We start from the raw sequence: 15,769 nt of genomic DNA, 5'->3' as shown, positions 1-15,769 counted from the left end.
TCTTTCACTCTTTAGTTACAACTCGTTTAATCACATACACCGCTTCCGGGTCCTGATCGCCGGCGTTGGGCAGATCGTAGGCCTGATCAGTCGGCGTGTCGGCATCCGGGAAACGGCGCACACCGCCGGTCCGGAACACCACGCGGCGGAACGATGCTACCGGTGCAAAAAACAACCGGGTGCCCTTCGCCTGGCCATTGACCGAAATCGTGAACATGCGTTTAGCCCGGTCCAGCTCCACGCGGACATCATATGCCTTACCCGCTTCGTATTTCTGAATCCCCGAGTCACGGTAGCCAACCTTGGCTTTAAACGTACTGTCGGCGTCGAACATCAGCCGGACGGCGGGAGTCCCTTTTTCATCCTGAAACTCAATCTGTAACGTACCCTTGTCGGCTTGCTGCGGCACCACCGTAAACGCTACCGTCAGCTTTTTCGACGCCGGAATCACGCGTTCGGCTTTAGCATAGTCGAACTTATCCTTATCGCGAAGTACCAGGGCCTTGCTGCCGTCAGGCTGTTTTTCGATTTTTACCGTTGCCTGTAACGGGCTGTAACTATTCCAGTTGGCCAGTTCGTTACCGGCTGGCAGCTGGTTGAAGTCTTCGTTGGCGTGCGTCGTTACAACATCTGTAACGGGCACCGGAATTTTTGACACCCAGATGTCTTCCTTGTTCATGCTGTAGGTTACCCACAGGTTGCCATCGGGCGGCGTGCCGTTGCCTTCTTCGATGCCACGCACGTATTGCGGGCCATATGATTTGTACGCGCCGCCGTAGCGCATGGGCGAGATTTCGCCGTTTACCAACAGCAGATTCGTGTAATTCAAGCCGTCGGTGCTGGTCGACAGGGCCAGTGGCCAGCGGAACTCCGACGGATTATAGACCGTCACATAGCGACCGTCGGCCGTGCGCTGTCCCCAGATTTTGGCGTTGCTGTTCACAAAGCCGGGTGCCCGCAACGGACTGTAGGCCCATGTTTTGCCGTTGTCGCTGCTGATCGAGGTAAGGGCGTGTTTCCACAAACCGACGACCCGGCCATCGGGCAAATGGTAGTAGCTGAACGCCTTTACCTCTTTTTTGAGCGGGATAAGCGGGTCGTTCCGGTCGGCTTCTTCTACCCACTGCTGCATCATCAGCGGGTTGGCCAGCAGTTCGTTGCAGGCCTCCACAAAGCCTTTATCCTTCGATGTTGTATAGAACGGGTACGCCGATTTGCCGGCATCCCAGGACGAATTGTGGCGGATGAAGTAAATCGGACCCATGCTGCCATCGGCGTAGATTTCGCGGACCACGCGGCCAATGCCGTTACCGTCGTTCGGGTCGTCTTTCGGGCCCATGACAATACCATAAAATGCCAGCGTCAACAGGCGCTTATTTTTTGCCACGAAAAAGCCCATCCGCTGGTGCATGACCGCATCCAGTTTACTGGCCACTTCCGGCCGCCCCGCTTTTTTGAAGCCATCGGGCAGGCGGTAGACGGGAAAAATAACAGCCGGTTTGGTCCAGGTATAGCCGTCTTTCGAGGTCATCAGCAGGGTCTGTCCCGGCGGCACATGCTCACCGACCGGATTGCTCAGGTACTGGAGGTAATACGTGTTATTCCAGTAGGCCAGCATCGGCGCATGGTTGTAGGTCCAGTTGTTGCCCCCTGCCCACTCCGGATGCTCGCGGTTGGCGCGGAATACCTGTATGTTATGTACCCCGACAACCGGACTCAGCTGACCGTGGTGGTAATCCACGTTCGACAGCGTGGTGCCGGTATACCGAACCGTATCCTGGGCCCAAAGCTGCGGGCCACAGAACAACAGGAACAGGCAGAGTATGTGTATGTCTTTTTTCATCGTGTTAATTTCCACAACTAACTAGTTTTTCTCCTTTCGCCTCTGCTTCGGCAGTTTGATACGGAGCCTTTTTGTCGCTTTTTACTAACCCCAAACTTCAGTTTGGGGCCTCTGGCAAGCCTCTTAAACCGGCCTTGCATAGCTATAAGTATTGTCGTCAAGCAGCACATTCGTGCTTCGAGACCATCGTCATGCCCGTTTCACTGGCTTTCCGCAAGCAACCCCGGGCGAAAGCACGGGGTTAGTAATTAAGGCTAACACATTAACAGCTCAACCGTCAGCATATCACTACCCATTACACTAAAAATCAAAAACTTAACTAGTTTTCACCCTTCAGCAACCTGGTCAATATCCGCTTTTTTACCCGCAGAATCGTTCCGTGCTTGTGGCCTTCCGGAACACTGACGCGCGCCGACGCATCGGTGAATGTTTTAAAATCGGTGGTGCTGACTGCACCGTATTTTTTGTCCTGGTACGAATCGAAATAAATCAGCCACTCCTTACCGGTATTGACGACCGACGGGCCTTCGGTGAACTTCTTCGTGAAGGCATCCGACACCCCGGTATAGGGGCCGGTCGCCCGGGTTCCAAAGGCCACTTTAATATTCCGGTTCGGGCGCGTATTGTCTTTCAGCACCAGCACATAATCGTCTGTCTTCCGTTTGGTAATCACCGCATCAATCACGCTGAAGCCAGGATCGAGGAAGAGCTTTGCCGGCGAAAACGTCCTGAAATCAGTGGTTGTCGTGTAATACATCCGGTGATTATTCAACTCGTCCTCAATGCCTTTCTCAAAGCGATACGGCACCGTTGAGGCCCAGATAATGATAAACTGACGGGTAGCTGCGTCGTAAAACAGTTCCGGTGCCCAGACATTGACCGTTGTGGCTTCATGCTCCATCACCGGCAAGAACCGCTGTTCCGACCAATGCATGAGGTCGGTTGAGCTGGCGTATCCAAAGCCCTTATCACCCTTCCAGCTGCTGGTCCAGACAAGGTGGAAGGTACCGTCCGGCCCCTGCACCATGGACGGGTCCCGCATCACTTTCTGCTGCCCGATGGCCGGTTTCAGCAACGTGCGGTTCAGGTCTGTCCAGTGGTAACCGTCCTGGCTGTACAGCATCCGAAGCCCTTCATTGGCCGGTTCGTGAAACGACGTAAACAGGTACGCCTTCGGCGAACAGGCCCCGCAGAGCAACGCCCCGATCAGTATTACCGCGAGTTCTTTCATTTAGCTTCCAGCACCAATACCCAGTCATTGCCGTTGGCCGGCTCACCAGGCGGATTAAACGATTGAACACCCGTGTTCGGCACGGCGCCGATGGCCGTAGTCTTACCGGTACGCGGATCAAACCACGACGCGGTCAGGGTCTTGCCCGGCAGTGCGCCCATATTCAATTCAATGTTCCGGCCGGTGTAGGTATACACCAGCGCATAGGCTGCCCCACGGCTGGCCACCAGCCGGTTATACCGCTCGCCTTGTTTTGCAATCAGCTCCTGCGCCGGTACACGGTCGAAAAACGATTTCGACAGCAGCAGGTTTTTCAGATAGATCATCTGACCGGCCCCTTCGGCATCCAGCGCGGGTCGCCAAAGGGTTTTAGCCCCGAAATCGCCGGTTTTGTCGGCGTCCTTATGCATCTGCATCACCGAGTTGTGGCCATAGGTATACCCAAACCCGCCGGCCAGCACCGACCAATACGCATACCGGCGAACATCGGCGGCTGTCCAGCGCGTCTGTCCGAAATCGTGCAGCCCATGCGGAATATCTTCGTATGACGGCTCGGCATCCACGGTCGGCTTTGTCGGTTTCAGCGACAGGTCATGCTGCATATGCCGCCAGTTATCTTCGCCATAATGTACCTTATCGGTTGATGCGGTGTCCTGCGCATAGCTCTTATGGCCCGACTGCACCATGTTGAAATCCAGCCACGGCTCGTTGTGGAACCACTCGGTCGACGAGGCCCGGCCACGCGGATGGAACGTAATCAGGTGGTTCGGGTCTTCACGGTTGATGGTTTCGCCGATCAGGTTCCAGGTCGCCAGGGAGTCGGCACCGCGCACGTCGCCGCCGTTCAGCCAGATGATATTCGACCGGTTTTTATACCGGTTCGCCATAAACGCGGCATAGGTCTTTGCCTGTTGCCGGCTCACATGCCCCGACTTAACATTGGCCCCCCAAACCGGCACCAGCGCCATGTAAATGCCTTTTTGGGCGGCCTTGTCGATCACAAAATCCATGTGATCCCAGTAATCATACTCCGTCGCATTCGCCGGTGAGCTGCCTTTCGTCAGCCGTGGTTTTGCCACATTCTGATTGATCAGGGCCGAATCCCCGTACGCGTTCTGTACGTTCAGCGTGTGCAGCACCATAACCTGCACCACATTAAAGCCTTTCTGCCGGCGGTTTTCGAGATACGTCTCTGCCTCCTGCCGGTCTAATTTTGACAACAGCAACCAGCCGGTATCACCCAGCCAGAAAAAGGGTTTCCCGTCGGCCGTTTGCAGAAAACGACCGTTTGCCGACACCTTCAGCGGCTTTAGCTGTGCCCGGCTCACGGACACACAAAGGGCTGATAGTAGCAGGATAACCAGTATTTTTTTTGTTGTATGCATCACGTGTTACACCTCTTTTATCCTCTTCAGCCAGATCACGCCCTCGCCGGCCACCGTCACCAGACCGCCCCCTTTGACGGTTTCGGGCAGGGTGGTTACGGCTCCGGTTTTCGGATGAATGCGTTTAACGGTATAGGTTCCCGACATCCCCGCTAAATTCAGGGTTACAGAGCCGCCCGTTTCGGTATAAATCACCAGTCCGTTTTTTTCGTTGCCCATCGCCCAGAGGCTGGCTGGCTGGTCAGGTAGTTGTACGGGTTTCATCGCCGCAACCTCAGCCGTAAACGGCGCATCGGCGACCGGCGGAATATTCGGCAACGACCCGCCCGCCAGTAAGACCGCCCAGCCCATGTTATCAAAGCTGTCACCTGAATAGGTCACAGCCTTGCCCGGAAACTGCGTACGGTACTCGCGCACGGCACGGTATACCTGCTCAAATGAGGTCTTCTTCGGCGGGGTCAGCCGGGCATGCTGTCGGGGGGCAAGGTTCTGACCACCTGCCGGGGCATAGGCGGTGCCATTGGCCTGATAATGCCAGTAGCGGATGTCGATCAGGTCAATAACGGCGGCCCGCCTGGCGTCGGCCAGAATGGCATCCTGTACATCCTTCGTTGTACTGAGGCCGATGGTTACCGGTTTACCGGTTTCGCGCTCCCACTCCTGGATGGTATCCAGCCAGAACTGCACAAACGACAGCGGCCCCGTATACTCAGCACTAATCAGCTGAATAACCCCCGTATTGCCGATGAAATTTGTCAGACACTGCCGGATATAGGCCTTGTGCAGCGCACGGCGCACCGGATGGGTAACGTCGTAAAACTGTTCGGCCATGAAAATGCGCTTGTCACCCGCGTACGGCACCGGTTCCGGAAAACCGGTATTGTTAATGTTATTGGCGGGCCGCCACGGAAAATCGGCGTAGTGGGCACCGGCCTCAATGATGTTATGCTGAAAATAGTTTTCGTGCATCAGCACCAGCCCTTTCTGATCGGCCAGATCGGCGAACTGCTTCAGCCGCCCCCAATACCATTTGTTGTAGCGCGTCAGGTCGTACTTACTCAGGCCGTCCCAGGCCGTTTCGCGGCCGCTGCGGGCAAACGGTAGTTCGTAGAACGGTGCCCAGACCTCACCATCCATCCGCCGGATCCGCTCATGATCGTCGCGCCGGCGCTCATACCACAAGCCGTAGTTATGGTCAATCACCGTTGTGTTCGTACGTTTCATGGAATCGGTCATGGCCTCCAGATCATCGGTCAACCCACGGCCGGTCATCCCCGGCACAAACCGGGTAATGTGTGGTTTGGCCCCCGCCAGCCCATACGGCCGGGCGCTGCCATTCCACCACGGCACTTCCTGGCGGCGACCGGTCAGCAGGGCATTACCCCGTACCAGTACCCCCTGCCGGATCTGCATACCACCCGCCAGCACCGGAGCCGGTGCGGCCGGTACGCCGATAGCATCAATCGTTTTGGCTGATGACTCGACCGGAAGCGGCTGGCGCACCGAAGCGGCGTCGATAAAGGCGGCCAGTGTCGGAGCCGGGTTAACGGCCTGTCTGGTCAGCGCGGCGGCTACCTCGATTTTGGGACTGCTCGATGCTTCCGATTCGACCGGGAGCAGGATGGTCCGGGCCGCAACGCCTTCGCCTAACCGCTCCCGAAGCTGGGCGTAATACAGGCTTCGCGGCTGAATGTGTTCGTTGGACATATCCCAGTAGCCGTCGCCGCTAAACTGGGCCCAGGTTCCGAACGCCCAGTTTTGGGCCGTTGGCGGCCGGAAACACTCCACCCGTGCCGCACTGCACTGCCAGAAGACGCTGTTGGCCACGGCCCAGCCTGCCCCCTGCCCGTCCTGCCCGAGATTGGCAAACCGGAGGGCATGACCGTCGACGGTAACGATGTCGAACAGGACACCGGATGCCCAGCTGTCGATGCCGCCGCTGAAGCTGTACGGCACATGCGATTCACACTGCACAAAGACATTCGGGCCGGTAGCGCAATACCCTACGGCAAAGTCATGGTAGCCCGATTCGGCATAGAGTCGCTGGCAGAGCACCTGCTGCCCTTTTACGTAAAAGGTATTGCGGCGCTCGTTACCGATTTCTGACACCGGCGCGAGCGATTGGCAGTCTTCGACCGTAATCCGGCGGGCGGTCTCCTGTATATTTACCGCCGAACCGGCGAAATGGGCAAACACCACCTGCCGTACCCACGCATCCTGCACATTTTCCAGCGTGATGGCGGTCCAGCGGTGCTCTTCATCTTTCGGCTGCGCCTTATCAAAGGTTGACTCCAGCCGGAGGTTTTCGATACCCGCCTGCTGAATCCGGCCGGGCCACTGGTATTTTGCGACCATGCCTCCGCCGTAGGCCGAGTCCAGGGCAGTTGTCAGGGGGGCGTCCAGTGTCAGTTCAGTTCCCTGAACGGCGACAACGGTACGGTCCCAGAACAGATCGCGCTGGCTGGGCTTCCAGCCAAGGGCCGTTACGCCCCCGCCAAAATGATCGGTGCCTACTGCCTGAATCCATTCTTTGGTCGACGGCCGCTGAATCTGTACCGGATCGCCCACGGCAAACGGCTGTCCGCCGGGCACCTGAATGGTGCGGGCATTAACCGGCACATAGGCATTCGTGATCCGCACCGGCGGTTCGGTCCGGCGATCCGGTTTACCCGAAACAGCCACCAGACTTTCGCGGGAAATACCGGTGCCGAGCAATGTTGTTGCTTTTGTGCCTGAGCCGCGCAAGACGACGCCTGAAGCGGTAATCCGCAAGCTACCGGCCACCTCAAAAACCCCTTTACCGAGCAACACGGCTCCACGGAAGCCATCGGCGCCAACGGGCAGCGTCGCGACGTAGTCCAGGGCTGCCTGAATCCGGCGCGTGGCATCGCCTTTCTGCGCGGGAACCACGACGCGGATGTTCACTGTCGGAATCGCCCGTTCACCGGCCTGGTATCCGGCATACGAAAAGTCGGGAATGCGGTTTCCCCGTTCGTCGGGGGCATAGGTCAAATGCCCGTCCCGCGCGGCGGCTACGGGTGGTACCGGCACGGGCTTTTTCCCCTGCGCTTTTACAGCAGGAGGCAACAGCAGCGAACCGGCAACAAGTCCTATCAGGAATCTGACCTTATTCATACGATATACCCCTTACACTGTCAAAGCACCGGGAGTCTGTTTAGCTTTTTACTATTGTTACTTATTCCTGCCCCTGCCCCCTCCAGAGATACGTTTGTAGGGGTCTTAGCCGTATTTTACCTCACCCCCTGCCCCCTCCCGAATCGTCGGTCCGGCCTGAAAAACAGGAGAGGGGGTACGTTTCAGGGCTCTAAAGCCCCTCCCCTTAATTCAAGGGGAGGGGTTGGGGTGGGGTAGATAGCCGAAGAGCTGATGATTCCGCCACTACTTGCCCGGTTTTACCTGAGCGACCGGTACTACACTGTTCAGGTATACCTCGATGTTGGTATAACCGTCTTTACCCCGCACCTTGCCCGCATCGGAGGCATCTTTCGGGTTCAGACCGTTTTTCGACTCCCAGCTGTCGGGCATGCCGTCGCTGTCAGAATCCACATAAGGCGTACCTTTGTATTCCGGATACCCCCCTACCTGGCTGATGTCGGTGATGATACCGTTTTTGTACGAATCGATTGGCAGGCGACGGTGTTTAAACTGCGTCTCCGGCAGCTTCACATTCGGGAGGTAGTTGATTTTTCCCGTACGCACCTGCTCCGTTATGCGGATATCTACCGGGTCGCGTTTCGGCAGGGTAGCACCGGCATTGGCCAATACGTAGCTGAAGGCGTCTTTTGTCGGCAGAATCGTAATTGCCGGCATCGGCAACGGCTCTTTCCAGTAGATTTCGTCTTTGTATTTACCCGCGTTGGCCAGGTCTTCTACCTGTACGCCGCCATCCCAGTTGTCTTTCGTCACACGTTCGTTTCCTTCAACGATATTGCCGTTTACATACGCGCGGCCGAAGGTCAGATACCCCAGTTTGCTACGGCCCGACTCAGGCTTCAGAATGCGGTAAGCGAGCGGGCTGCTGGTTGGCGTTTGCGGCCCCGGTTTAAAGTAGTTATTGATAATATTGTACATTGCCCGGTAGTCGCCGCCATCCACAGAGCGGTGCACCCAGTTGAAGATGACGTTGTTGGCAAAGTTGAAAATTCCGTTCCAGCCAATCGACGGGTTCCGGCCGGCGTTATCGGCCCAGAGGTTCCGCATGAACGTACAGTTTTCGCCGCCCAGCGTACTGCCGAACGCGTGATTCCAAGTGTCCAGGGCTTCCGAGAAAATCGAGTTCTGAATCGTGATGTTTACCGTACCCAGCTTGTCTTCAACGGTCTTGCCGGTACTGTCGTTATACATGTGGCGGTACATCGACATGTTTTCGTCGAGGCCCCAGCTGGCCGATACGTGATCGATCATGATGTTGCCGATCGGGTTGCCGCCAATCGAGTCATCGCGGCGGCCGACAAACGTCTCGCCCCGACGGAAGCGCATGAAACGGATCACGACATCATGCGTATTGATCCAGACCGATTCACCCGCCACGCAGACTCCGTCACCGGGCGCTGTCTGACCGGCAATGGTAATGTATGGTGCCCTGATAATCAGCGGGCTTTTGAGACGGATAATGCCCGCCACGTTGAACACGACGAAACGTGCCCCCCCCTGTTCGCAGGCATCACGGAGCGTTCCCGGACCGCTGTCTTCCAGGCTGGTAACGACATATACCTTACCACCACGGCCACCGAATGAATAAGCCCCGCCCCCTTCAGCCCCCGGAAACGCCGGAATAGGAGCCTGTGGCAAATCAACCGGGCGGGCCGCCCACGGAATATATGGTTTGCCTTCTTTTGCCTCTTTCTGGATAATCGGCCACGCTTTCCGCCAGGCAATATCCGACTGACGGCGGGCTTCGTCCAGCAGCTCATCGCTCGCCTTCTGTACATCAGGCGGAATGGTCGGATACTGCGCCTTCGCAACGTGCGGAAGGGTGCCCGTCAGAACGGCAAAGAGAATAGGAACCAAACGTTTTTTCATGTCAGTTTTATAGTAAGATTGGCTATCGGTTTATCGCTCGAACCAGGTCACGTCAGCCAATGATAGTTGTTGTTGCTTGTGTGTTTTTGTACAACGGCCGATAAGGGCAAACGATCAGAACGTATAATGAACTCAAAATAAGGCTAAAAAAAAGGGTAATATCTATATCATTTTTTCGACAGATTGTATGATATTATCAATCCCCTCCCGGGCTATTTTAATCCGCCCTACCTTTAATGCATAATAGCCATTTTCAGACGATTTATGCGTGTAAAACCCATCCTTGCCGCTATCCTTTCTGTCTTTATTTGCCGGGTTACGCACGGGCAAACCGTGCCCAAACCGTATGAGCCAACCTGGCAATCGCTCGAAAAACATACCGGAGTTCCGGAATGGATCCGTGACGCCAAATTCGGGATTTATTGCCACTGGGGTGTGTATGCCGTACCTGCCTATAATAATGAGCATTACATCCAGCACATGCACAACGAGGCTGATTATGCCAAGCTGGGTACGCACAAACGACATGTAGCGATCTACGGCCCGCTGACTAAATTCGGCTATCACGACTTTATCCCGATGTTTAAAGGCGAACGTTTCAACGCCGACGAATGGGCCGAACTGTTTCAGAAAGGCGGGGCGCGTTTTGCCGGACCGGTCGCCGAGCACCACGACGGTTTTTCGATGTGGGCCAGTAAACTGACGCCCTTCAACGCAAAGGAAATGGGGCCGCACCGCGATGTGGTCGGTGAACTGGCCGTTGCCATCCGCAAGCGTAACATGAAGTTTTTCACCTCGCTGCACCACGAGCTGAACTACACCAACGTCAAGCTCAAGCCGGGCTGGGCCGGAGCCGACCCGAAGTACGCCAAACTCTACGGCTCGCCCATGAAAAAAGAGGAGTGGGACAAGATGTGGATGGATAAATGCAACGAACTGGTCGACAACTACCACCCCGACATTATTTACCATGATGCGTGGCTGGAGCAGGTGCCGGTCAAAAACATACAGACCTACCTTGCCCATTATTTTAACGAAGCCGCCGCCCGCAAACAGGATGTGATCGTGACCTATAAAGGCGAAGACATTCCGAAAGGCATCGGCATGGAAGACCACGAAAACACCAATCCTGACCGCATCATCGAAACGCCCTGGCTCTGCGATTACTCCATTGGCACCGGCTTTTCGTTCTCATGGGGCTATACCGACGGCATGGAAATCCGCACAGCCGAAGACATTGTCCGGAAAATCGTGGAGGTGGTCAGCAAAAACGGGCAGTTGCTGCTGAACCTGTCCCCGAAAGCCGACGGCACATTCCCCGAAGACCAGAAGCAGGTCGTGTATAAAATCGGGCGCTGGATGTGGTCATTTGGTGAGTCGGTCTACGACACGCGGCCGTTCAGCGTCTACGGCGAAAAAACGGCCGACGGAAAGCAGATCTACTACACCCGCAAGGGCAAAACCGTTTACGCTATTGCGATGGAATGGCCGGGTGCCGGTAAGTCGCTGTCCCTGAAGGAAATTACGCCCGCCAGTCTGGGCGGTCGCCTGAAAGCGGTGAACGTGCTGGGCCTGAAAAATCTGGAGCCCTGCACCACCAGGCTGACCGATACCGGCCTTACGATTACGATTCCCCCTAAAACCCGAACCCCTTCTGATATTGCTGCTTATGTTTTCCGTATTGAAACCGAATAAGTGCCGCGCACTGGCGGCCGGGCTCCTGCTCTGGTCTGTGCAGGCAATTGGCCAGCAAGCACCCGCCCGCTGGCAGGAAGCACCGTTTACGGTTGTTTCACCAGCGGCCAAAACCTTTAAAACGGCGGAGATGGGGCACGTTTTCCGTGGTCAGCGACACTGTCTGGTCCGTATTCCGGCCGAACTCACGGGGCTGACCGGCGTACAGATGCCCAAAACCGGCGACAGTCAGCCGCTTACGATTCAGGTGACTCAACCGGTTCAGGTGCTGATCGGGTTGTTCCGTGACTCCACGCGGCAGACGCAGCCCGCCACCTTACTGAACCGGCAACCAGTGCTGACCAACGGGGTGACCGTTACGGGTATGCCGCGCGTCGACGTGTATGCCCTCCCCTACGGACGCGGCAGGCAGGTTATTCAGCCAACGGGCGAGCCCTTTATTGTCCTAGGTGTTATCAAAGGCAATCAGGCGCTGAGCCCCCGCGACGCGGGCTATCCCGACGGCCGGTTGTGGGAGCCTTACATTGTCGAAGGCTTCTCCGACGAAGAACCCCTGTTTGAGATCGTTGGCGGGCCCGACACGCCGGTAGTTGCCAACGGAATGCCCGGTACCGAAGGTATTCAGGGCGGGTTTGAAGGCGGGGCCTGCGTTAAACTCGGCAACACCTACCACATGTTCCCGACCGAGCGGGCCGGTGAACAAGGCATGCCGGCGTATTACGACCGGATCAAAACCCGCATCGGTCACTGGACCAGCAGCGACGCCATTCACTGGACCCGCCAATCGACCATCTACCAGGCAAGCGGCGTGTATGCCATTACCGACGACGACAACCCGATGAACGACCGCCGTGGCGCCATCTGGTCGTATATGCCGGTGTTCAACGAAAAAACAAACCGCTGGAACGGCTTTTACCTTGCCTATACCTGCCACAAAACGATCCACCCCAACCACTCCTTCGGCCGTATCTGGCGGTGTGAGTCGGTCAAGGAAGGCATGGACGGCATCGGCGGCCCCTACCGCGATCTGGGCATTGTGATGGAGCCGGGCCTCGACTCCCAGCTGTGGGAAGGCCGTCAGGGCGTTGATTCGTTTTTCCCGTATAAAGTCGGCGATAAATGGCTGAGTCTCTACGGCGGGGCGTTCCCCTGGGCCAAATGGGCAGACTATCCCGACAAGCCCAAACAGGGCTGGCTGATCGGTCTGGCGCAGTCGAACACCCTCGAAGGCCCGTGGATCCGGATGGATACCACCATCAACCCGGTCCGGTCGATGCACCCCTGGTTTATCGAAAATCCGCTCATCAGCCGGTTGCCCAACGGGCTCTACATTGCCATGTTCGACGGCGGCCCCGACGACTGGGGGCTGCATCTGCCCAACATGTTCGGCTATTCGCTGTCACAGGACGGCATCCACTGGACCGAAGCGCATTACTTCCCGATTCATACGAAGGTGAAGAAATGGTGGGACATCATGCGGACACCGCTCTGCCTGATCCCCGAAGGCAACGACGAGTTTACGGTTGTGTACGCCGCCATCGACAAAAAACAGCGGTACCACCCGATGGGCATGGTCCGCGTCAGACTCAACACCCGCATCGCCGACGCGAAGCTGAAGCAGCTGAGCAACTAATTTATTTACCACATAGGCACATAGAACACTTAAGAAATTAAAAATCTATGTTTTCTATGTGCCTATGTGGTATAAACATTTTAGCAGGTCAGTAAAACCTTACAGATTTCATCTTCCGGATTGATCAGTAGGAGTCAGTAATTAATGCTACATGTAGACATATGCGATACAACAGACACTATAGTTTTTTGATATGGCTGATTGCCATGCTGTGCGGCGTAGCGGCTCTTGCCGAAAACGTGCGGATTGTGCTGCCGGCTAATCCGCATGCACGGATCCGGTTCGGGGCCGAACGCCTCCGGAAAGCACTCGAACAAACCGGCTACACGGTCAGCACCGGTACAGAACCGGCCAAAGGGAAAACCATTATTCTCGGGCTGCTTTCCGACAAACCGGTCGCGCAGGCTTTCCCGGCTCCTGCCCCGAGGCCGGGAAAGGAGGGTTTTGTGGTGCAGCCGACTCCGCAAGGCTTCGTCATCGGCGGGGCCGACCCGTCGGGAACGCTGTACGGCTGTCTGGCTCTGGCTGACGAGATTACCGCGCGGAAGACCTGGCCGACCAACTGGCGGAAGGCCGATCAGCCCGAAATGGTGCTGCGCGGAGCCTGCATCGGCGTTCAGAAAACAATCTATCTGCCGGGGCGGAATGTGTATGAATACCCGTACACCCCCGAAAATTTCCCGTGGTTTTACGACAAGGCGCTCTGGATCCGCTACCTGGATATGCTGGCCGACAACCGGATGAATTCGCTGTATCTCTGGAATGGCCACCCCTTTGCGTCGCTGGTGCGGCTCAACGACTATCCCTACGCCGTAGAGGTCGATGATGCCACGTTTAAAAAGAATGAGGAGATGTTCCGCTTCCTGACCGAAGAGGCCGACAAGCGGGGTATCTGGGTAATTCAGATGTTTTATAACATCATCGTCTCGAAGCCGTTTGCCGAAAAACACAACCTGAAAACCCAGGACCGCAAACGCCCGATTATCCCGGTCATCGCCGATTATACCCGCAAGTCGATTGCCGCGTTTGTTGAAAAATACCCGAACGTGGGCCTGTTGATCGCGTTGGGCGAAGCCATGGAAGGCGACGAAACGGATGTGGAGTGGTTTACCAAAACCATTATTCCGGGCGTGAAGGACGGCTTGAAAGCGCTCGGCAAAACCGACGAACCCCCGATCGTGCTGCGCGGCCACGACACCAACCCGCAGTTGGTGATGAAAGCCGCCCTGCCGCTCTACAAAAACCTGTACACCGAAAACAAATACAACGGTGAGGCCCTGACAACCTATACGCCGCGCGGACCGTGGGCGGAAATGCACCGCGACCTCAGCCGCCTGGGCTCAACCCACATCGACAATGTGCATATTCTGGCCAATCTGGAGCCTTTCCGCTATGGGTCGGCCGATTTTATCCAGAAAAGCGTACAGGCGATGCATGCCATCCACGGGGCCAACGGGCTGCACCTCTACCCCGAAGCCTCGTACTGGGACTGGCCTTACACAGCCGACAACGTAACGCCCCGGCAGCTGCAGATCGACCGCGATTGGGTCTGGTACGAAGCATGGGGCCGCTACGCATGGAACTGCCACCGCAACCGCACCGACGAAGTGGCCTACTGGTCGGCCAGGCTGGACGGGATGTATGGTACCCGGAAACACGGTCAGGATATTCTGGAGGCCTACGAGCAGGCGGGGGAAATTGCGCCCAAGCTGCTGCGCCGCTTCGGCATAACCAACGGCAACCGGCAGACGCTCACGCTGGGTATGTTTGTGAGTCAGCTGGTGAATCCCTACAAATACCGCGTCTGGCCTGACCTCTATACCTCCGACGGCCCCGAGGGCGAAATGCTCATTGAATGGGCCGAAAAAGAATGGAAGAAACAGCCGCATACCGGCGAAACCCCGCCGCAGATTGTCGATGAGGTAGTGCAGCACGGCAAACTGGCCGTCGAAGCGATTGACCGCGCCACGCCGTTTGTCCGGCAAAACAAAGCTGACTTTGACCGGCTGCGCAACGACATCTACTGTTACCGGGCCCTGGCCGATTTTTATGCCGAAAAGGTTAAAGCCGCCACGCTGGTGCTGCGTTACCACTATTCACAGGATATTCAGGATCTGGAAAAAGCGGTCCCGCATCTGGAGCAAAGTCTGGTCCATTTCCGGAAACTCGCCGACCTGACCCGCGATACCTATCTGTATGCCAACAGCATGCAGACCCAGCAACGGCGGGTGCCGATTGGCGGCAATGACGGTTCCAACAAAACGTGGGTGGAATTGCTGCCGCATTATCAGGCGGAGTTGGCGACGTTCAAAAAGAATCTGGCTAAGCTCAAAGCATCACCGGCGACAACCACTAATTCGCTGGCCAGCACTGCCCTGCCCAAAGCAGCCGTAACGCTGACCGGCGAAACCTATCCCCTGACTAATAACCAGTCGCCGTTTACGGATAAGCCGAATGTCATTCAGACCGTTAGTCCGGCGCTGCAAACGCTGAGCGGGGTTCGTTATGGGATGAAGACCCAGACAGAGACACCAACAGTCGTGCGTTTCAGTACGAAACAGCCGGTGCAGCTGTTGGTTGGCTTTTTTAAATCAACCGATAAGACTACTTATTTGCCCGAGCCAAATCTGGAAACCGATGCCAGCGCCAATGATTTCGGGCAGGCGGAGGTAAAAATCGCCAATGCGCTGGTGGTTGCCGATATGCCGCCGGTACAGGTGCATGCCTACACGTTTCCGGCGGGTGACCATGCGCTGACGCTGGGTAAAGGTGTCTGTCTGGTCCTCGGCTTCGTCGACGGTAACTATGCCATTACGCCGTTTGACGCCGGTCTGGCTTCGCGCAAAGGGGCCGACTGGTTGTTTGAGGAGTAATCTCCCCGAGGCAGGGCCGCCTGGCGGTTTAGACCTCTCGGCGAGTTACCAAAATAGAAATAAAAA

At 56.5% G+C, this 15,769-nt stretch carries 8 protein-coding genes; 3 read left to right on the top strand and 5 right to left on the bottom strand.

Annotation, left to right across the window (positions count from 1 at the left end; all coding sequences use genetic code 11):
* Window positions 1-4 precede the first annotated feature (4 nt).
* From BLX24_RS14105 to BLX24_RS14085, 5 genes are all read right to left on the bottom strand, one after another.
* Complete coding sequence (locus BLX24_RS14105) at window positions 5-1,843, bottom strand: sialidase family protein (protein ID WP_071503791.1); 1,839 nt, start codon at window positions 1,841-1,843, stop codon at window positions 5-7.
* Window positions 1,844-2,162: 319 nt separating this feature from the next.
* Entirely contained in the window at window positions 2,163-3,074 is a 912-nt protein-coding gene (locus BLX24_RS14100; RefSeq protein ID WP_071503790.1) for a glycoside hydrolase family 43 protein, read from the bottom strand.
* Window positions 3,071-4,459, bottom strand: a complete 1,389-nt coding sequence (locus tag BLX24_RS14095; RefSeq protein WP_071503789.1) for a glycoside hydrolase family 140 protein — start codon at window positions 4,457-4,459, stop codon at window positions 3,071-3,073. Before BLX24_RS14095 ends, BLX24_RS14100 begins: the two co-directional genes overlap by 4 nt.
* 6 nt (window positions 4,460-4,465) lie before the next feature.
* Window positions 4,466-7,594: a DUF6298 domain-containing protein gene (locus BLX24_RS14090; RefSeq protein WP_071503788.1), complete on the bottom strand. Its 3,129-nt coding sequence runs from the start codon at window positions 7,592-7,594 to the stop codon at window positions 4,466-4,468.
* A 264-nt stretch (window positions 7,595-7,858) separates the two neighbouring features.
* Complete coding sequence (locus tag BLX24_RS14085) at window positions 7,859-9,502, bottom strand: pectate lyase family protein (protein WP_071503787.1); 1,644 nt, start codon at window positions 9,500-9,502, stop codon at window positions 7,859-7,861.
* 264 nt (window positions 9,503-9,766) lie between these two features.
* On the opposite strand from BLX24_RS14085, the gene BLX24_RS14080 reads away from it, so the two are divergent.
* From BLX24_RS14080 to BLX24_RS14070, 3 genes are all read left to right on the top strand, one after another.
* Window positions 9,767-11,197, top strand: coding sequence for an alpha-L-fucosidase (locus tag BLX24_RS14080; RefSeq protein ID WP_083421979.1), 1,431 nt, complete (start codon window positions 9,767-9,769; stop codon window positions 11,195-11,197).
* Entirely contained in the window at window positions 11,172-12,830 is a 1,659-nt protein-coding gene (locus BLX24_RS14075) for a glycoside hydrolase family protein (protein WP_071503786.1), read from the top strand. The genes BLX24_RS14080 and BLX24_RS14075 overlap by 26 nt, the downstream gene beginning before the upstream one ends.
* 161 nt (window positions 12,831-12,991) lie before the next feature.
* Window positions 12,992-15,703, top strand: a complete 2,712-nt coding sequence (locus BLX24_RS14070; RefSeq protein ID WP_071503785.1) for an alpha-d-galacturonidase — start codon at window positions 12,992-12,994, stop codon at window positions 15,701-15,703.
* Window positions 15,704-15,769 lie beyond the last annotated feature (66 nt).

Origin of the sequence: Arsenicibacter rosenii, from assembly GCF_001870735.1 — a bacterium.
In the GTDB taxonomy this organism is placed as follows: Bacteria; Bacteroidota; Bacteroidia; order Cytophagales; family Spirosomataceae; genus Arsenicibacter; species Arsenicibacter rosenii.
This window is presented reverse-complemented; position numbering and strand designations above follow the sequence as displayed.

Bases quoted from the DNA above. Each gene is read 5' to 3' on its own strand.
- BLX24_RS14105 (WP_071503791.1), bottom strand. From the start codon at position 1,843: ATGAAAAAAGACATACACATACTCTGCCTGTTCCTGTTGTTCTGTGGC.
- BLX24_RS14100 (WP_071503790.1), bottom strand. From the start codon at position 3,074: ATGAAAGAACTCGCGGTAATACTGATCGGGGCGTTGCTCTGCGGGGCC.
- BLX24_RS14095 (WP_071503789.1), bottom strand. From the start codon at position 4,459: ATGCATACAACAAAAAAAATACTGGTTATCCTGCTACTATCAGCCCTT.
- BLX24_RS14090 (WP_071503788.1), bottom strand. From the start codon at position 7,594: ATGAATAAGGTCAGATTCCTGATAGGACTTGTTGCCGGTTCGCTGCTG.
- BLX24_RS14085 (WP_071503787.1), bottom strand. From the start codon at position 9,502: ATGAAAAAACGTTTGGTTCCTATTCTCTTTGCCGTTCTGACGGGCACC.
- BLX24_RS14080 (WP_083421979.1), top strand. From the start codon at position 9,767: ATGCGTGTAAAACCCATCCTTGCCGCTATCCTTTCTGTCTTTATTTGC.
- BLX24_RS14075 (WP_071503786.1), top strand. From the start codon at position 11,172: ATGTTTTCCGTATTGAAACCGAATAAGTGCCGCGCACTGGCGGCCGGG.
- BLX24_RS14070 (WP_071503785.1), top strand. From the start codon at position 12,992: ATGCGATACAACAGACACTATAGTTTTTTGATATGGCTGATTGCCATG.